The sequence below is a fragment of the Streptomyces sp. NPDC041784 genome (genome assembly GCF_055591025.1).
The window spans coordinates 81,382-100,215 of record NZ_JBVJAB010000023.1 but is presented as its reverse complement, the minus strand read 5'-3'; the positions used below and the strand labels follow the sequence as shown (position 1 = coordinate 100,215).

11 protein-coding genes and 1 pseudogene are annotated in these 18,834 nt (G+C 72.0%); 9 read left to right on the top strand and 3 right to left on the bottom strand.

The window, feature by feature from the left end:
- Nucleotides 1–32: 32 nt before the first annotated feature.
- Nucleotides 33–1,670, bottom strand: a complete 1,638-nt coding sequence (locus ACZ6D7_RS35515) for a PucR family transcriptional regulator (protein ID WP_469500046.1) — start codon at nucleotides 1,668–1,670, stop codon at nucleotides 33–35.
- 150 nt (nucleotides 1,671–1,820) lie between these two features.
- Nucleotides 1,821–4,307: an ATP/GTP-binding protein gene (locus tag ACZ6D7_RS35510; RefSeq protein WP_469500044.1), complete on the bottom strand. Its 2,487-nt coding sequence runs from the start codon at nucleotides 4,305–4,307 to the stop codon at nucleotides 1,821–1,823.
- Between the two features lie 286 nt (nucleotides 4,308–4,593).
- On the opposite strand from ACZ6D7_RS35510, the gene gabT reads away from it, so the two are divergent.
- The 6 genes and pseudogenes from gabT to ACZ6D7_RS35480 all read left to right on the top strand — a co-directional run bounded on the left by gabT (nucleotide 4,594) and on the right by ACZ6D7_RS35480 (nucleotide 11,675).
- Nucleotides 4,594–5,928: a 4-aminobutyrate--2-oxoglutarate transaminase gene (gene gabT, locus ACZ6D7_RS35505; protein ID WP_469500043.1), complete on the top strand. Its 1,335-nt coding sequence runs from the start codon at nucleotides 4,594–4,596 to the stop codon at nucleotides 5,926–5,928.
- Between the two features lie 177 nt (nucleotides 5,929–6,105).
- Nucleotides 6,106–6,324 (top strand): annotated as a pseudogene (locus ACZ6D7_RS35500) (phosphatase PAP2 family protein); the annotation flags it as partial.
- A 139-nt stretch (nucleotides 6,325–6,463) separates the two neighbouring features.
- Entirely contained in the window at nucleotides 6,464–7,351 is an 888-nt protein-coding gene (locus tag ACZ6D7_RS35495; protein WP_469500041.1) for an alpha/beta fold hydrolase, read from the top strand.
- 110 nt (nucleotides 7,352–7,461) lie between these two features.
- Nucleotides 7,462–9,138 carry a glycosyltransferase family 2 protein gene (locus tag ACZ6D7_RS35490; protein WP_469500039.1) on the top strand — a complete coding sequence of 559 codons (1,677 nt, stop codon included), beginning with the start codon at nucleotides 7,462–7,464 and terminating at the stop codon, nucleotides 9,136–9,138.
- 96 nt (nucleotides 9,139–9,234) lie between these two features.
- Nucleotides 9,235–9,900: a phosphatase PAP2 family protein gene (locus ACZ6D7_RS35485; protein WP_469500037.1), complete on the top strand. Its 666-nt coding sequence runs from the start codon at nucleotides 9,235–9,237 to the stop codon at nucleotides 9,898–9,900.
- 329 nt (nucleotides 9,901–10,229) lie between these two features.
- On the top strand, nucleotides 10,230–11,675 hold the full coding sequence (locus ACZ6D7_RS35480; protein WP_469500035.1) for an aldehyde dehydrogenase family protein: 1,446 nt from the start codon (nucleotides 10,230–10,232) through the stop codon (nucleotides 11,673–11,675).
- Nucleotides 11,676–11,818: 143 nt separating this feature from the next.
- Here the strand turns inward: ACZ6D7_RS35480 and ACZ6D7_RS35475 are convergent, their stop codons facing one another.
- Nucleotides 11,819–14,665, bottom strand: coding sequence for a glycoside hydrolase family 3 C-terminal domain-containing protein (locus ACZ6D7_RS35475; protein ID WP_469500033.1), 2,847 nt, complete (start codon nucleotides 14,663–14,665; stop codon nucleotides 11,819–11,821).
- Nucleotides 14,666–15,010: 345 nt separating this feature from the next.
- Here ACZ6D7_RS35475 and ACZ6D7_RS35470 point away from each other — a divergent pair, with 345 nt between their 5' ends.
- Genes ACZ6D7_RS35470 through ACZ6D7_RS35460 form a run of 3 tightly spaced genes read left to right on the top strand, consistent with a single transcriptional unit; the run spans nucleotide 15,011 to nucleotide 18,723 of the window.
- Entirely contained in the window at nucleotides 15,011–16,723 is a 1,713-nt protein-coding gene (locus ACZ6D7_RS35470) for an extracellular solute-binding protein (protein WP_469500031.1), read from the top strand.
- A 27-nt stretch (nucleotides 16,724–16,750) separates the two neighbouring features.
- A complete protein-coding gene (locus ACZ6D7_RS35465; RefSeq protein ID WP_469500029.1) occupies nucleotides 16,751–17,803 on the top strand; it encodes an ABC transporter permease in 1,053 nt (350 codons plus the stop codon).
- Complete coding sequence (locus ACZ6D7_RS35460) at nucleotides 17,800–18,723, top strand: carbohydrate ABC transporter permease (protein WP_469500028.1); 924 nt, start codon at nucleotides 17,800–17,802, stop codon at nucleotides 18,721–18,723. The genes ACZ6D7_RS35465 and ACZ6D7_RS35460 overlap by 4 nt, the downstream gene beginning before the upstream one ends.
- Nucleotides 18,724–18,834: the final 111 nt, after the last annotated feature.

The following is an 18,834-nucleotide window of genomic DNA, read 5'->3' as shown; positions in this document are numbered from 1 at the left end:
CTCCCCCCCCCCCCCCCCCCCCCGACGCACCGTCACCGTTCCGGCGACGTCGCCTTCAGGGCCAGCCACAGCTCCATCCGCACGTCCGGGTCGTCGAGCGAGCGGCCCAGGATCTCCTCCACCCGCCGCATCCGGTAGCGCAGGGTGTGCCGGTGCACGCCCAGGTCGGCCGCCGCCGCGTCCCACTGGCCGTGCCGGGAGAGCCAGGCGCGCAGCGAGGCGACCAGATCACCGCGACCGGTCGCGTCGTGCTCGTACAGCGCCCGCAGCAGGCCGTCCGCGAACGCCCGCACCGCGTCGTCCGCCAGCAGTGGCAGCACGGAACCCGCCGCGAGCTGCTCGTGCTCCACGAACACCCGGCCCCTGCGCCGCGCCACCGACAGCGCCTGCTCGGCCTGCTTGTACGCCGTCGCCGCCGCCATCGGCCCGGCCGGCGCCGAGAGACCGACGACCGGCTCGTCCTCCTCGCGCCCCTCGCCCGCCGCCCGCGCCGCCTCCAGCTCCGTCGCATGCCGCGCGGCCGCCGTGACCGCCGCGCCCCCGTCCGCCGCCAGCACCACCAGCCGCTCGCCCTCGGGCACCACCAGCACCGCCTCACCGGACCGGGCGGCCGCCGACTCGACGACCTCGGCGAGCGAGCCGAGCGCGTCCCCGGCGGGATCGGCGACCACCCCGGCGGACGGTTTCCCGGCGCGGTCCGGCCCCGCCGCCGTCGCCGCGGACGGCTCGGCCACGATCACCCGGAACGGGGCGTCGAGCAGCTCGCCGTACAGGTCCCCGGCGACCGCGCGCGCATGGTCCGGTTCACCCGCGAGCAGCATGCGCAGCACCGCCGCGCCGAGCCGCTGCTCCGCCGCGTGCAGCGGGCGGGAGCGCTCGGTGGTCAGGGTGAGCAGAGCGATCGCCGAGTGGACGGCGTACCGCTCGGCCGTGCCCAGGGCCGCCGCCGTACCGACCGCGAGCGCGGCGCGCGGACGCCGGCCGGTGCCCAGGGAGTGCAGCTCGACCCGGTCGTCGTGCTCGGCGTCGGCCATGCCGCCGACCACCACCGAGGCCGGCGCCGGCCGCTCCCGCAGCCGCTCCACCTCCACCGTGAGCCGCGCCGCCCGCCGGCCCGCCCACTCCGGCGCGGCCGCGACGACGGCGCCCGAGGCGTCGTACAGCGCCGCCCACCCGTCGACCTGCGCGGCGAGCGCGGTCAGCAGCCCCTCGGGGCCGTTCGTCAGCGCCTGTTTCGTCAGCTCCCGCTGGGCCGCGAACCCGGCGGTCACCGCCCGGTACTGGTCCGCCGCGATCGCCGCCGACACCGCCTTGCTGATCGCGAGGAACGGAGTGCGCCGGGGCACCTCCAGCAGCGGCAGGCCCTCCGCTTCGGCGGCGTCCACGAGCGCCTCGGGGATCTCCTCGTAGTTGACCCCGACCGCGAAGCCCAGCCCGACCACCCCGGCCCCCGCCAGGCGCTTCACATAGCGCCGCATGGCCTGCGGGTCCTCCGCGTCCAGCTTCAGCGCGGTGATCAGCAGCAGCTCCCCGCCCTCCATGTACGGTACGGGGTCCGCCAGCTCGCTGACGTGCGCCCACCGCACCGGCACGTCCAGGCGGTCCCCGCCCGCCCGCACGGTCAGTTTCAGCGCGGAGTGGTGGACGAGCGAGGCGAGCGTGGGAGGCATACGGCCTTCAGCAGAGGGAGGAACGGCGGGCTTCGGCGAGGGAGGAACGGCGGGCTTCGGCGAGGGAGGAACGGCGGAGTGATCTCTTGGCCGCTTCGTATGAGGGCCTGTGCCGATTCTGCCTCACCGGAGAGATCCCCGGCCCCCGCTTCAGCCCCGCAGGTCCACCAGCAGCGGCGGCGCGTGCTCGCCCCGCACGGTCGTCAGCGACAGCACCGCGTGCCCCGGCGGCACCTCGTGCGCCAGCTGGGAGGCCGACCAGCGCTCCCGCTCGACCTGGCGCACGGTCACCGCGTCCGTGGTCACCGCTTTGCCGGTGACCAGCTTGCGCAGGGCGTGGATGGCCCGGGTCATCGGCTGGTCGGCGAACACGGTGTGCTGGGCGACCTCCGTGGTCTCCACCCACTCGGTGCCCCAGGTCTGCGCGAACCGGCTGCCGTCCCAGGTGGTGATCCCGGAGAACGCCATCCGGCAGCCCACCGCCCCGTACAGCGGCCCGTGCAGCGCCTCCGGGACGTCGCCGACCGTGCGCAGGGCCAGCACCACGCCCGCGTTCTGCGACCGCAGCCGCTGGATCCGGCGCACCGACTCGGCGGTGACCGCGCCCGTCGCGTCGTCCAGGACCAGACAGGCGAAGTGGGCGCGCCGGCCCTCCCGCACGACGGCGTGGAACTGGGCGAGGACCAGCCGGGTGATCAGCCGGCCGGCCTCCTCGTGGCCGCGCTCGGGCAGGTCGACCCGGACCCGCAGCGGGTGGTGGGCGACGGCGCGCAGCGAGAACGCCCGGTGCGCCTCGCCGCCCCCGCCGAAGAACCCGGCGAACACGGGACGGTTCAGCAGCGCCAGCCGGTCGGCCAGGGCGCGGCCCGGGTCCCCGGGGGTGCCCGTCTGCCGGGCGCGGGCCTCGAGCTCGCGGCGCATCACGTCGGCCCCGGTCACGGCCGCCCGCAGTGCGGCCAGCGCGCCCGGCTCGCCCTCGAGGAGTTCGCGCAGCTCGGACAGGTCCGGGAAACGGCCGTGCGCGGCCCGGTAGGGGCCCAGCAGCTGGGCGAGCGCGGTGGCCGCGCTCTGGCCGTTCACGGTGTCGAGGTCGCCGACCAGCGCCTCGGCGAGGATCGCGGCGGCCTCGTCAGGGTCGTCGGACTCCGCGTACGGGTCCAGGTCGTGCACGGACGACGGGTCGCCGATCCGCACGATCACGTCGAACGCGGCGTCGGAGCCGAGCGGACCGCCGCCGGGGGAGGAGACCGCGACGACCGCGCAGCCTCCGGTGAGCGCCTGGAGGGTCAGGGCCTCGGTCAGCGGTTCCACCAGCGAGCGGGTCTTGCCGGAGCCGGACGGGCCGACCGCGAGCAGCGAGGTGCCCAGCACCTCCGGGCCCAGCGCGGCACCGGCGTCGTGGTAGCTCGCCGGGGTGCGCTCGGCGGCCACCCAGCGGCCGACCCGCACCTGCCCGGCGAGCAGGTCGTGGCGCGCGCCGCGCCGGGGCAGGTCACGGGCGCCCGACGGGTGGGCCCAGGCGGCCCCGCCCGCGCGCAGCACGGTCTCCCGGAAGTCGGGCAGCCCGGTCGTCCAGGCCCGCCGCACCCGCGCGCAGTCCACGTCGTTCATCCGCCCGGCGGCCACCTCGGCGGTCAACAGGTCGGCCGCCTCGTACTGCCCGGCCTCGCGCAGCTCGGGCCACTGGGCGCGCGGCCGCTCGACCGTGGTCGGCACGGCGGCCCCGTCGCTCGCGCGCCGGGCGGCGAGTCGTTCCCTCACATACGGCAACCAGCCGCCGACCTTGGCGAACGGCCACACGATCAGCAGGGTCATGACGGCGTACAGCGCGTTCGTGAACAGGGCGGAGGCGAACAGCTCGTAGCCGCCGGTGATCAGGACGATCAGGGAGAAGACCGGGTCGACGACCGGCAGCGCGTCCCAGCCGACGCCCGGGAAGGCGCCGGGGAACACCAGGCTCAGCGCGGACAGCGCGCACACCAGGGCGAGCAGCGCCCGGGAGGGCTGCGGCCGACGGCCCACGAAGTGCCGTACGGTCTCCGGCCAGCTGCCCAGCCGGCCCATGGAGAAGACGAGCACCGCGAAGAACACGCCGTCGTAGACCACCCGGGCCTCGGCGCCGTCCAGGGTCTTCGGGGAGGCGATCGTGCCGCCCCACCACCAGTCGTCCGGGGTGAACAGCCGCAGCAGCGTGAACTGGTACGGCAGGCTGCCGCGCCGCCACAGCGACCACAGCACCAGCGCCACCACCAGCGGGACCAGCATGCCGATGACCGTGACCGGCGCCAGCCGCTCCGCCGCGCGCGCGGACTTCGGCAGCCGGTACCCGAACCGCCAGATGCCGGGCTTCGCGGCCGGGCGCTCCTCGTTCAGCCACTCGGCGACGGCGGACGAGGGCGCGGAGGATGGGGAGGGTGAGGATGAGGGTGAGGATGAGGGTGAGGATGGGGGTGAGGATGAGGCGGACGAGTGTGGCGTCCTCGGCGCCCCCGGCATCCCTGCCGTCCCCGGGGCCCCCGGGGCCCTCGGCGCGCCGGCCGGCCGGGGAGGCACCGCGGGCATCCGCGGCGGCCCGGCCGGGCGCGGCACAGGATCGGCATGCGTGCCCTGCGCGTCCTGCGTCCCGTCGCTGTCCATCGCCCTTGCCCCCTGACCAGCCGTTCCGTCGACCATCAGCGGTCAATCTAACGCGCCCGCAAGGGGAGTTCACCGCTTACGCGGCCGGGCCCGCACCGATGTTCCCCCTTACCTCTATGTCCACGGCGGACAAGCCGTCCGGGCGACACCGCCCACATGGAGCATGCCGACCCCCCGTCACCCGTCCTAGCCTGCGAGAAAAGAAGGAAAGCATCCGCAGAACCGTGTCCTGCGCAACCGCGACCGCGGAACCGTCGGACACCCCCAGAACCTCCAGGAGCCCCTCATGACCGCCCTTCCGCAGGAGCGCCGGATCGTCACCGCCATCCCCGGCCCGAAGTCGCAGGAGCTTCAGGCCCGCCGCCTCGCCGCGGTCGCGCAGGGTGTGGGCTCCGTGCTGCCGGTGTTCACCGCGCGCGCGGGCGGCGGCGTCATCGAGGACGTCGACGGCAACCGCCTGATCGACTTCGGCTCCGGCATCGCCGTGACCTCGGTCGGCGCCTCCGCCGAGGCCGTCGTACGCCGGGCCTCGGCCCAGCTCGCCGACTTCACCCACACCTGTTTCATGGTCACCCCGTACGAGGGCTACGTGGAGGTCGCCGAGGCGCTCGCCGAGCTGACCCCGGGCGACCACCCGAAGAAGTCCGCGCTGTTCAACTCCGGCGCCGAGGCCGTCGAGAACGCGGTGAAGATCGCCCGCGCCTACACCAAGCGCCAGGCGGTCGTCGTCTTCGACCACGGCTACCACGGCCGGACGAACCTCACGATGGCCCTGACGGCGAAGAACATGCCGTACAAGAACGGCTTCGGCCCGTTCGCGCCCGAGGTCTACCGCGTGCCGGTGGCGTACGGCTACCGCTGGCTGACGGGTCCGGAGAACGCCGGCGCCGAGGCCTCCGCCCAGGCCATCGACATGATCAACAAGCAGATCGGCGCGGACAACGTGGCCGCGATCATCATCGAGCCGGTGCTCGGCGAGGGCGGCTTCATCGAGCCGGCCAAGGGCTTCCTGCCCGCGATCCGCCAGTTCGCCGCCGACAACGGCATCGTCTTCGTCGCCGACGAGATCCAGTCCGGCTTCTGCCGCACCGGCCAGTGGTTCGCCTGCGAGGACGAGGGCATCGTCCCGGACCTGATCACCACCGCCAAGGGCATCGCCGGCGGTCTGCCGCTGGCCGCCGTGACCGGCCGCGCCGAGATCATGGACGCCGCGCACGCCGGTGGCCTGGGCGGCACCTACGGCGGCAACCCGGTCGCCTGCGCGGGCGCGCTCGGCTCGATCGAGACGATGAAGGAGCTGGACCTCAACGCCCGGGCGAAGAACATCGAGGCGATCATGAAGGCCCGCCTCACCGCCATGGCCGAGAAGTTCGACGTCATCGGTGACATCCGCGGCCGTGGCGCGATGATCGCCATCGAGCTGGTCAAGGACCGTACGACCAAGGAGCCGAACCCGGAGGCGACCGGCGCGCTCGCCAAGGCCTGCCACCAGGAGGGTCTGCTGGTCCTGACCTGTGGCACCTACGGCAACGTGCTGCGTTTCCTGCCGCCGCTGGTCATCGGCGACGATCTGCTGAACGAGGGTCTCGACATCATCGAGCAGGCGTTCGCCCGCATCTGAGCACCATCCGGGCTGCATCAGGGCTGCATCCGGGCCACATCCGGGCAGCATCTGAGCAGGGGCCCCGCACAGCTGCTTCCCATGGACTGCAGACCGTGTGAAGAAGGTGTGCGGGGTGGATGGCGGGACGGGATTGCGTCTGTCGCACCGCCTGCCACTGCCGTACGTTCTACCCAGATGAGAGATACACCCCGCCCGCAGGGGACTGCGGGCGATTCCAGGTTGGGGCCTCCCCAGCTTCGACCTGGTCGTGCCCTCGCGCACACAATCGGAGCCTCTGGCTCCGGATCTCCACACCGATCGGACGGCGGCCCGCCCCAAACCCCCCGGGGCGGCCTGCATTCCGATCCGGACGGCCACCCCGGAACCACCCCCCCTGTTCCGGGGTGGCCGACCTCCTTCACTTCCTCCTTCTCCGGTACAGACCACGGAAGGCGACCCCGGACCTCGTTCGGGGTCTTTCTTTTCGAGAAGCTGCGATACGATACGTCTCGTCTCGCCAACCTCGCTTGCCCGATCCCCTCCGGAGGAACCCTTGGACCGCTACGTCGACGCCGCCCCCGGCATCCGCCTCTGGGCCGAGGAGCGCGGCTCCGACGGCGCGCCCCCGCTGCTGCTGATCATGGGTGCGCAGGCCTCCGGCCTCGGCTGGCCGGAGGAGTTCACCGACCTGCTCGCCGCCCGCCACCGCGTCATCCGCTACGACCACCGCGACACCGGCCGCTCCACCTGGGCGTACGACGAGCGGCCGTACCCCCTCGCCGCGCTCGCCGAGGACGCCGTCGCCGTGCTGGACGCCTTCGGAGCCGACCGCGCCCATGTCGTCGGCATGTCGATGGGCGGGATGCTCGCCCAGCTCCTCGTCGCCGACCGTCCCGACCGGCTGCGCAGCGCGACGTTGATCGGCACGGGCGCCCTGAGCGGTACGCCCTGGCTGCGCCCTGACGGTACGGCCGTCCCCGTGGAGGAACTGCCCGGCCCCGACCCCCGGCTGCTGGAGCTGTGGTCCCGCCCAGAGCCGGACGACCTGGGCCCCGAGGCCGAGCTGGACCGGCGGGTCGAGCACTGGCGGCTGCTGAACGGCGACCGGATCCCCTTCGACGCCGCGTACTTCCGCGCCCTGGAACGCCGGATCGTCGAGCACACCGGGCACCACCGCGCCTCCACCGCGCACGCCCGCGCCGACACCGCCGGCCTGGAGCGGACCGAACGGCTCGCTCGCACCGACGTGCCCACCCTCGTCGTCTCGGCCCCGGCCGAGCCGGTCTGTCCCCTGCCCCATGCCCAGCACCTCGTCCAGGTGATCCGGGGCGCCCGCGCGGCGGAGATCCCGGACATGGGCCACGCCCTGCCCCGGCGCGTGCACGCCCCGCTGGCCGCCGCGATCCTGGAGCACACCGCACGCCGGACACCCAACCGCTGACTGGAAATCAACTGTTAACGCGCCAAAGGCAGTTGAAGACTTTGCGAAACCAGTGAACGAAGGGTAAATCTGTGGCCTATCTGTCATGAACGGTTCCAGGGGGGAATGTCGTGTCGGAACCCACGGTCACGGTCGTCATAGGCGCCTACAACGCCATGCCGTATCTGACCCGCTGTCTGGAGTCGGTGGTCGAGCAGTCGCTCGGCGCCCACACTCTCGAATGCCTGGCCGTCGACGACGGCTCGACGGACGGCACAGGAAAGGAACTGGACCGGTTCGCCGCCGCGTACCCGGAGGTCGTACGCGTCGTCCACCAGCGCAACTCCGGCGGGCCGAGCGGCCCGCGCAACGTCGCGATCGCCCAGGCCAGGGGGCGCTACGTCTTCTTCCTCGACGCCGACGACCACCTCGGCCCGAACGCCATGCGCCGGCTGATCGACATGGCCGAGCGCAACGGCTCCGACGTGGTGCTGGGCAAGTACGTGGGCGTGGGCTGCGACGTACCGCGCTCCATGTTCGAGTCCAACCAGGAGGTCGTCGACCTGGCCACCTCCCGCGTCTGGTACGCCCTCACGCCGCACAAGCTCTTCCGGCGCTCCTTCCTGCTGGAGCGCGGGCTGCGCTTCGACGAGGACATCCGCATCGGCGAGGACCGGCTCTTCGTCACCAAGGCCTATCTCCAGGCCTCGGCGGTCTCCGTGGTCGCCGACGAGGACTGCTACTACAAGGTCAAGCGCGACGACCAGGGCAACATCACCAGCAACTACAGCGACCTGACGAAACGGTTCGAGGTGGCCCGGCGCATCATGGCCGCGATCGCCGCCCACAGCGAACCCGGCCCGGTCCGGGACGCCGCGCTGCTGCGCACCTTCCGGGGCGGCCTGCTGGACTCCTTCTCCTGGCGCTTCCCGCTGATGGAGGAGAGCGAGCAGACCGAGGCCATGGCGGTCGTCAAGGCGGAGGTGGACCGGTTCTACACCCCGGAGCTCGACGCGCAGATGAGCGCGCCGCACCGGATCTTCGCCCACTGCGCGCGCCACGGACTGCGCCGGGAGCTGATCGACGTCATCGAGTTCCTGAAGGAGGAGCGGGCCCGGCGCCTGCCCCCGCACGAGGTGGTCGTGGACCAGGGGCGCGCCTACGCGGCGTACCCGTACTTCCGCGACGCGACGGCCGGCATCCCCGACTCCTGCTACGACATCACCGGCGAACTGCGGCAGGACGACCGGCTGGACGCCGTCGAGTGGCAGCGCGGCCGGCGGCGCGGGGTGCTCCGGCTGCGCGGCCACGGGTTCATCGAGCGCGTGCCGACCCGGGAGCCGGCCACCGAACTGGTGCTGCGGCGGCGCGGCGACGGCCAGGAGGCGCGGGTGCCCACCCGCCCCGAGCCGCTGTCCGACCCGGACGCCGGACCGGCCGGCTTCACCGCCGACCTCGACCCCGCGCGCGCCCTGGACGGCGGCCCGCTGCCCCACGGCGTGTGGGACGTGTACCTCAACGTCCGGACCCAGGGCCTGAGCACCCAGCGCCGGTTCGGCGCCCGCAAGGCCGGCGACCTGGCCCCGGCGACCACCGGCGGCAGCGGTCGTCTCGCGGTGAAGCCGTACTACACCGCGTACGGCAACCTCAGCCTGGACATCACCGCGCGGAGGACGACACGCAGACCGAAGACCCTCAAGCGGCGGGTCGGCAGGGGGCTGCGCAACCTCGGCCGGCGTCTCGGCGGCAGGAAACTCAGAAGGATCGCCCGCCTCCGCGGCCGTTCGGCGTCCGCCACCCGGCCTTGAGCGACCGGCGGGTGGCCGCGGCAGCCCGCCGCGGACGCTCCCCGCGCAGGCGCGTTCTCGCGCCGCCGGTCGGGCGGGGCTGAGAAGGTGTACCCCATGCCACCCCGCTCCGACCAGCAGACCCAGGACGCGCCCGCATCGGCGGGCCGGCCGGAGAAGTCGTCCGTGTTCCTGCTCGCCCTCCACACCGTTCTCCTCACACTGATCACCTGGCAGGTCGTCGTCGACGGGTCGCTGCTGCGGCTGGACGAGCGGATCAGCCGGGCCCTCGTCCACCCGGACCGGGCCTCCGAGCTGATGTCCGATCTGGGCAACGTGCCGGTCGCCGTGCCCGTGCTGATGCTGGTCGCGGTGTACGTGGCCCGGCGGGCCTGGGCGGCGGGCGGTGAGCGGTGGTGGGTGCCGTCCTTCGCCGTGCTGATCCTGATGGCGCTGGTGCCGCTGATCGTCGTCCCCCTGAAGGAGTGGACCGACCGGTACGGCACCCCGGTCGTGCCGCCCGGCCCCGGCTACTACCCCTCCGGACACACCGCGACCGCGGCCGTCGCCTACGGCGGCGCGGTGCTGATCCTGCTGCCCTGGCTGCGCACGGCGGCCGCCCGCCGCACGGCCGTCGCGACGGCGGCCCTCCTCGTGCTGACCGTGTCCTACGGTCTGGTCCGGCGCGGCTACCACTGGCCGCTGGACGTGATCGCCAGCTGGTGCCTGTGCGCGGTGCTGCTCGGCGCCCTGTGGCTGCTGCTGCGGCGACTGCCCCGCTAGGACCTGCCCGGCCGATCAAGTCGCAGGAAAGCGACGGTGCCTCGGTAGTGCCGGTGAGCGGGGTGTGGTGCGTGCAGCTGCAAGGCGGAGGAGGGCGTCGGCGCGATGGGGTCCCCCCCCCGCGCGAGCGCAGCCGAGCGTGGGGGAGTCGGCAACCGACGACAACGCCGCGGACCTGCCCGCAGGCGGACCCGCCCCACCGCGCCAATCCGGCGTACCCCCGGCCTCCACCCGTACGAGTCGGACAAGCGACCCGGTGCCTTCCCACGCCTACCGTGGACCACGAAAGCCACAGCAACCCCCAACGCGGAAGGGCCGGGAACTCGACTATGACTTCCACCCACGCCTTCTGGCTCGCCGGCCGCCAGGTCACCGGCGAGGACAGCTTCGACGTCACCTCCCCGTGGGACGGGCGGCTCGTCGGCCGGGTGAGCGTGCCGACGGACGCGCAGGTCGAGGAGGCCGTGGCCGCCGCGTACGCCGTCCGCGAGGACTTCGCCGCCAGCCCGGCCCACGTCCGCGCCGCCGCCCTGGACCACGTCAGCAAGCGCCTCGTCGAGCGCACCGAGGAGATCGCGCAGCTGATCTCCGCCGAGAACGGCAAGCCGATCAAGTGGGCGCGCGGCGAGGTCGGCCGGGCCGTGTCCGTGTTCCGGTTCGCCGCCGAGGAGGCCCGCCGGTTCAACGGCGGCGAGGCCCAGCGGCTCGACACCGACCTCGGCGGCCAGGGGCGGCTCGCGCTGACCCGCCGCTTCCCGAAGGGTGTCGTGCTCGGCATCGCGCCGTTCAACTTCCCGCTGAACCTGTGCGCCCACAAGGTCGCCCCGGCGATCGCGGCCGGCGTGCCGATCATCCTCAAGCCCGCCCCGGCCACCCCCCTCTCCGGCCTGATCATCGGCGATCTGCTCGCCGAGACCGAGCTGCCGGCCGGCTCCTGGTCGATCCTGCCGGTCGCCAACGACCGGATGCCCGCCCTGGTCCAGGACGAGCGGCTGCCGGTCATCTCCTTCACCGGTTCCGAGAAGGTCGGTTACGCGATCATGGACTCGGTGCCGCGCAAGCACTGCACCCTGGAGCTGGGCGGCAACGGCGCGGCCGTCGTCCTCGGCGACTACGCCTCCGACGCGGACCTCGACTGGGCCGCGACGCGCATCGCGACCTTCTCCAACTACCAGGGCGGCCAGTCCTGCATCTCGGTGCAGCGGGTCATCGTCGACGCCTCCGTCCACGACCGGCTGCTGCCGCGTATCGTCGCCGCCGTCGAGGCCCAGGTCACCGGCGACCCGTCCGACGACACGACGGACGTCGGCCCGCTGGTCAGCGAGGAAGCGGCCCAGCGCGTCGAGAGCTGGGTGGACGAGGCCGTCGCCGCGGGTGCGACCCTGCTGACCGGCGGCAAGCGCGACGGCGCCTCCTACGCGCCGACCGTCCTCACCGACGTACCGGCGGACACCACGATCGCCCGCGAGGAGGTCTTCGGACCGGTCCTCACCGTGCAGAAGGTGAACGGCGAGGCCGAGGCCTTCGCGGCCGTCAACTCCTCGAAGTACGGCCTCCAGGCGGGCGTGTTCACCCACGACGTCCAGGTCGCCTTCCGCGCCCACCGCGCGCTGGAGGTCGGCGGCGTGGTCGTCGGCGACGTGCCCTCCTACCGCGCCGACCAGATGCCGTACGGCGGCGCCAAGCAGTCGGGTGTCGGCCGTGAGGGCGTGAGGTTCGCGATGGACGACTACACCTACGAGCGGGTGCTGGTCCTGACGGGCCTCGCGCTCTGACGTTCGTACGCCTCGCCCACTAGCTAATGGGAACCATTTTCATATAGCCTCGGGGTGGCGCTCACACGCCGTCCCGGAAGGGGCCCGGCACCGATGCCTTCCGGTGCCGGGCCCCTTCTTCGTGCCGGCCGATCTCCGGACCCTCAACCGGAGAAGCCGACGTGCGCGAGCCGCAGCGGGCCGCGCAGTCTGAGGTGCAGATCGCGCACACCGTCGACGGCGAAGGGCGCCTCGACCGAGAGATAGTCGTACGGCCCCGCCGTGGGCGTCCCGATCGTCAGCGCGGCCAGCGTCGGACCGCCGTCCACCGACAGCTCCACCGAGCCCGAGCCGGCCACCGTCAGGGTCGCGCCCCGGGTGTCCGCCCCGAAGTCGCAGGCCCGGAAGAGCAGCTCGCCCGCACCGGCGGCCACCGGCGTCACCGCGTCGCCCGCCGGCTTCGTACGGTCGACGATCTCCGTGCCGCTCTGCTCGTCGAAGTCGGCCGCGGCGAGACCGTGCCGGCGGACCGCGCGCGGGGCGGAGGGCTCGCCGTCCAGGACGACGGTCGTGCGCAGCCGCACGTCCTCGCTCGACCCGCCGACCAGCACGTCGTACGGCCCCGGCTCCACCCGCGGGCCGCCCCGGGCCACGTCCCAGAACGCGAACGCGGACAGCGGGACCTCGAAGGACACCTCCGCCGTGGCGCCGGGGGCGAGCGTGATCCTGCGGTGGTCGAGCAGCTCGCGGCGCGGCCGGGTGACCGACGGGTCCACCGCGCGGGTGTAGAGCTGGGGGACCTCGTCGGCCGTCCGGTCCCCGGTGTTGGTGACCGTGAACGAGACCCGGGCCACGCCGTCCCCGATCCGTACCGCCAGCTCGGCGTAGGAGAAGGACGCGTACGACAGACCGTGCCCGAACGGGTACAGCGGCCTGCCCTCGAAGTACAGATAGGTCTGGCGGGCGCCGATCACGTCGTAGTCGAGCAGGTCGGGCAGATCGGCGTCGTCGGCGTACCAGGTCTGCGGGAGGCGACCGGCGGGGGAGACGTCACCGGCCAGCACCCGGGCGAGGGCGGTGCCCGCCGCCTGGCCGCCGTGCGCGGTCCACAGCACCGCGGACAGCGCGCCCGGATCGATCGCGTACGGGTACGCCGACACCAGCGCCAGCACCGTGCGCGGGTTCGCGGCGCGGGCCGCCGTCAGGATGCGCTCCTGGTGGGACGGGAGACACAGGGTCGTCCGGTCCTCGGTCTCGCGGCCGTTGATGTGCGGGTCGTTGCCCGCCACCACCACGACCACATCGGCCTCGGCCGTGACGCGGGTCACCGCGGTCTCGCCGCGTTCGACGACGACGACTTCGAAGACCTCGGGACTTTCCTCCCCCTCCTCGGCAACCCGCACGCGGTCGGCGGCGACACAGACAGGGCGACCCGTGCCCAGATGCGTCAGGAGGTGACCGTTTCCATGGGGTTCGAGCCGGAACGTCTCCTGGACGACCCAGCCGCCGGGCTGGTCCGCGGAGGCCCGCAGGAACCCGTCCTCGGCGACCGAGAGATACCGGCCGTCGGGGGCGCGCAGGGTGAGGACGTCCTCGCCCCAGTCGACGAGCGCGAGTTCGGTGCCGGTGGGGTCCGCGGTCAGCGGCGGGAGGTCGGTACGGCCCGCGAGCAGCGCCGGGTCCAGGGCGCCCTCGGCACCGCGTGTCCCGTCGGCGGCCTCGGGTGCGTCGGGCACCCGCAGGAACGTCCCCGCCGAGGTCTTCAGCAGGACCCGGTCCACGCCCTCCGCGAACTCCACCCGGTCGGCGCCGAACCGCTCGTACAGCCCCTCCAGCGGGGTGGAGCGGTGGATCAGCGTGCCGCTGTACCAGTCGAGCTTGCACTCGTCGGCGAGCAGGCCGACCACCGCGATCCGGGTGCCGGCGGCCAGCGGCAGCACCCCGTCGTTGCGCAGCAGGACGACCGCCTGCTCGGCGGCCTCCAGCGCGAGGGCGCGGTGCGCCGGGGTGTCGAACTCGCCGGTGCCCGCGTGCGGGTCGTGGTGCGGATCGAACTCGCCGAGCCGGAAGCGGACCGAGAGCTGCCGGCGGACCGCCTCGTCGACCTCGGCCTCCGTCAGCAGACCGCGCTCCAGCGCTCCCCGCACCCGGGAGGTGATCTTCGAGCCGTCCGTGCCGTGGTCGGTGAAGCTGTCCACCCCCGCCCGCAGCGCGGCCGCCGTCGCCTCCTCGTGGGTGTCGAAGTAGTGCTCGGAGTCGACCAGGTTGGAGGGCGCGCCCGCGTCCGAGCAGACCAGCAGCTCCTCCTCCGTCCAGGCCCGCAGCTGCTCGCGCAGATAGGGGGAGACGTGGTTGGGGCGGCCGTTGACCAGGTTGTACGCCGGCATCACCCCGGCCACCGCGCCCGCCTCGACGGTCTCCCGGAAGGCGCGCAGGTCGTACTCGTGCAGCACGCGCGGGCGCACCGAGGAGGAGGTGACGTCCCGGCCGGTCTCGTTGTTGTGGGCCAGCCAGTGCTTGAGGACCGGCGCCGTGCGCCAGTACGTCGGATGGTCGCCGCGCAGTCCGTGCGTGTACGCGGTGGCGATGGCCGAGGTGAGCTTCGGATCCTCGGAGTAGCCCTCCTCGTTACGGCCCCACAGCGGATGGCGCAGCAGGTTGACCGTGGGCGACCAGACGTTCAGGCCCACCCGGTCGTCGCGGCCGCGCATCGCCCGGACCTCCTTGGACACCGCCTCGCCGACCCGGCGCACCAGCTCGGTGTTCCAGGTCGCGCCCAGCCCCACGGCCTGCGGGAACACCGTCGCCGGGCCCATCCACGCCACCCCGTGCAGGGCCTCCTGGCCGGTGCGGAACGCCGCGACGCCCAGCCGTTCGACGGCGGGGGCGAACTGGTGCAGGAAGGAGACCTTCTCGTCCAGGGTGAGGCGCGCCAGCAGATCGTCGATGCGCTTCGCGAACGGCAGCTGCGGATCACGATACGGCGGCGTGGGCGGCGTGGGTGCGGTCACGTGGGATCCCTTGGCAGTGGAGCGAGGAGGGCGCTTTCGAAGCGCTTCGATGCTCATTCGACGCACGGGTGGGTGTCAAGAGAAGCTCACCGTTATTTCAAGCGGGGCATACGAACAGGTCACTCCGGATACCTCGGAGGAATCTTGGAAGCGACCCTTGTGCGCCTCAGGGTGTTCACTTAACCTCGCAGCAACATCGAAGCGCTTCGACTGTAACGATCCAGGACCGACTGCAACGATCCGGACATTGGTCGGAGGACCGCTTCAGCTCAGCCAGTTCCACTCGAGACACCGCAGCCGACGGCCACCGCCGGGTGTCCTGGTGCGCCATGAAGGGTTGACGCAATGACGCCGAACGCCGCCTCTGCCTCTTCCGGCTCCTCCGGTCCTTCCGGCCCGAGCCGGAGAAGCTTCCTCGCCTCCACGGCGGTCGCCACCGCAGCGGTGGCGGGAGGGATGCCGCTGCTGTCCGCCTGCGGCGGCTCGGACAGCGGCTCGCGCGACGGCACCACCTCGGGCAAGGACGCCAAGAAGATCCTGCCGGCGTACGTCGCCAGCAATGTGGTGACGCCCGACATCCCGTCCAAGAACGGCTCCTCGATCGGCTTCACCGGCAAGCTCGACCTGGCGGGTCTGAAGACCTCGGTGCCCGAGAAGCTCGGCAAGGGCGGCAAGGTCACCGTCATGTCGCCGTTCTGGGGCTCCCCGCCCAAGGCCGACAACGCCTACTACAAGGCGATGAACGACGCCATCGGTGTCGACGTCGTCTGGCAGAACCAGGACGGCAACACCTACGAGCAGAAGCTCGGCGCGGTCCTCGCCTCCAGCGACGTACCGGACGTGGTCGTCGTCCCCGGCTGGAACATGAACGGCCGGATACCCAGCGCGATCATCAGCAAGTTCGCCGACCTGGGCCCCTACCTCTCCGGCGACGCCGTCAAGGAGTACCCGAACCTCGCCGCGATCCCCACGGACGCCTGGCAGCGCTCCATCTTCGGCGGCAAGCTGCGCGGCCTGCCGATGCCGGCGGCGTACGTCTCCAACATCGTCCCCCTCTACCGCAAGGACATATTCGACAAGGAGGGGTACGAAGTACCCACCACCGCCGACGCGTTCTACGCCCTGGCCAAGGAGATCACCAACGCCAAGGCCAAGCGGTGGGCCTGTCTCGACATGAAGTGGACGGCCTGGAACATCTTCGGCGTCCTGTCCGGCGACGAGAAGGCCCTCGGCTGGAACGTCGTCGACGGCAAGCTGATCAACCGCGTCGAGACCCAGGAGTACCTGGAGGCGATCGAGTGGACGCGCAAGCTGTTCGCCGGTGAACTCGTGCACCCCGACGCCAAGCTGGGCAAGAGCAGCGCCACCGACCCGGGACCGAAGTTCGCGGCCGGCGAGTTCCTGATCTACAACAACGACATCTCGCAGTGGTACAGCCGCACCGCCGAACAGGCCGCCCAGAACCCGGACTTCGAGGTCTGGGGCATGGACCTCTTCGCCCACGACGGGGGCACCCCGACCTACTGGGCGAAGAACCCGGCCGGCATCTTCGCCTTCGTCAACCGCAAGGCGTCCGAGTCGGTCGTCCGTGACGTGCTGGCCGTCGCCAACACCACCGCGGCGCCGTACGGCACCAAGGAATTCATGATGACCAACTACGGCGTCGAGGGCACCCACTACACCGTCAAGGACGGCGTCCCGGTCAAGAACGACCAGGGCAACACCGATGTGCTGAACGCCTATGTGATGATCGCCAGCCCCGCCTCGACCCTCGCCCACCCCGACTTCCCCGACGTCGCCAAGGGGCAGGTCGAGTGGCAGCAGAAGGTCGGCGCCGCCACCAAGAAGTCCTCCTTCTACGGCATGCAGATCACCGAGCCCACCCGCTACGCGAACCTCTACAGCGACTTCGAGCAGCTCGAGGACGACATCATCCGCGGCCGCAAGAAGATCGGCGACATGCAGCAGGCCGTCTCCGACTGGAAGAGCAAGGGCGGCGACAAGCTGCGCGACTGGTACCAGAAGCTGCTCGACGACAACGGCTCGGCGGCGAGCTGATCCGGCACCGAGGCAAGGAGAACGGCCGTGTCCCACAGCACGGTGCCTCGGAGCGGGCCCGAGGCAGAAGAACCGGAGAAGCCCCCGGTGGCGTCCGGCGGCGCCACCGGCCGCACCGGCACCACCGGCGCCCAGGAGAAACGACCCTCCGGGAAGCTGAGTCTGCGCCTGAGGTTCAGACGCGACCGCGTCCTGCTGCTGATGACCCTGCCGGCCGTCGCGCTGGTCCTGCTCTTCAACTACGTGCCGATCCTGGGTAACCTCGTCGCGTTCCAGGACTACGACCCGTACGTCAGCGACAACGGCATCGTCTCCATGCTGCACAGTCCCTGGGTGGGCCTGGAGAACTTCCAGCGCATCTTCGAGGACTCGGCGTTCTGGGACGCGGTCACGAACACACTGGTGCTGTTCTTCCTCCAGCTGGTGCTGTTCTTCCCGATCCCCATCCTGCTCGCGCTGCTCATCAACAGCGTGGTCAGGCCACGGGTACGGGCGATCTCGCAGGCGATCCTCTACCTCCCGCACTTCTTCTCGTGGGTGCTGGTCATCGCGGTCTTCCAGCAGCTGTTCGGCGGCGCGGGCATCCTGTCCCAGCTGCTGCGCCAGCGCGGCTACGACGGCCTCGACTTCATGACCGACCCCGAGACCTTCAAGTACCTGATCACCGCGCAGAGCGTGTGGAAGGACGCGGGCTGGGGGATCATCGTCTTCCTCGCCGCGCTGTCCTCCGTCCCGACGGACCTCTACGAGGCCGCCGCGATGGACGGGGCCGGACGCTGGCGCCGCATGTGGCACGTGACGCTGCCCGCGCTGCGGCCGGTGATCGCGCTGCTGCTGGTGCTGCGGGTCGGTGACGCGCTGACGGTCGGCTTCGAACAGATCCTGCTGCAACGCGACTCCGTGGGACCTGGCGCGGCGGAGGTCCTGGACACCTTCGTCTGGTGGAACGGCGTCCGCAACCAGGACTTCGGCTACGCGGCCGCCGCCGGTCTGGTCAAGGGCGTGGTCAGCCTCGGGCTGGTCCTCGCCGCGAACAAGGTGGCCCATCTCATGGGCGAGCAGGGGGTGTACAAGAAGTGAGCGCCGTGATCGAGAAGTCCCGCCCGTGGGCCGCTCCGCCCCGGCCGGCCTGGGAGGAGGAGCCCGGCAAGGCCGGCCTGGCGGGCAAGGGGCTGGTCCTCACGCTGGCCTGCCTCGGGGTGCTGTTCCCTCTGTGGATCATCGTCGTCACCAGTCTGTCCTCCCGCCGGACCATCGACGAGGCGGGCGGGCTGGTGATGATCCCCAAGGACATCACCTTCGTCGCCTACCGGGAACTGCTGAGCGGGGGGCAGGTGACCCGGGCGGCGGTGATCAGCGTGCTGATCACGCTGGTCGGCACGGTGTTCTCGATGACCGTGTCGGTGCTGTGCGCCTACGGCCTCTCCCGCACGGGGTCGCTCGGGCACCGCTGGCTGCTGCTGCTTCTGCTGGCGACGATGTTCTTCAGCGCGGGGCTGATCCCGACGTACCTGCTGGTGCAGTCCCTCGGCCTCACGGACACGTATCTCGCGCTGATCCTGCCGAGCGCGCTGAGTGTCTTCAACATCCTGGTGCTGCGGGGCTTCTTCATGGGGATCTCGCAGGAACTGATCGACAGCGCCCGGATCGACGGGGCGGGCGACTTCCGGATCCTGTGGCAGATCGTGATGCCGCTGTCCCGGGCGGTGCTCGCCGTCATCACGCTGTTCTACGCCGTCGGGTACTGGAGTGCCTGGTTCAACGCGTCGCTGTACCTGAACGACCAGGACATGATGCCGCTGCAGAACGTCATGATCCAGCTGGTCCAGAAGCAGGAGGCGCCGGTCGGGCTCGGCCAGGCGATCAAGACGGGCGAACTGTCCGGGCTGGCCGTGCAGATGGCCGTGATGGTGATGGCTCTGCTGCCGGTGGCCGTCCTGTCGCCGTTCGTCCAGAAGCACTTCAAGAAGGGGATGCTGACCGGGGCGGTCAAGGGGTAGTCGGCGCCCACCGTCCCGGTCGCACGGGTCGTACGGCGGCCGCGGGCCCGTCGCGGCCGATCGCGCCCACGCGGCGGAGCCGCATAGCGATACAGCCCCGCGCCCCCAGGG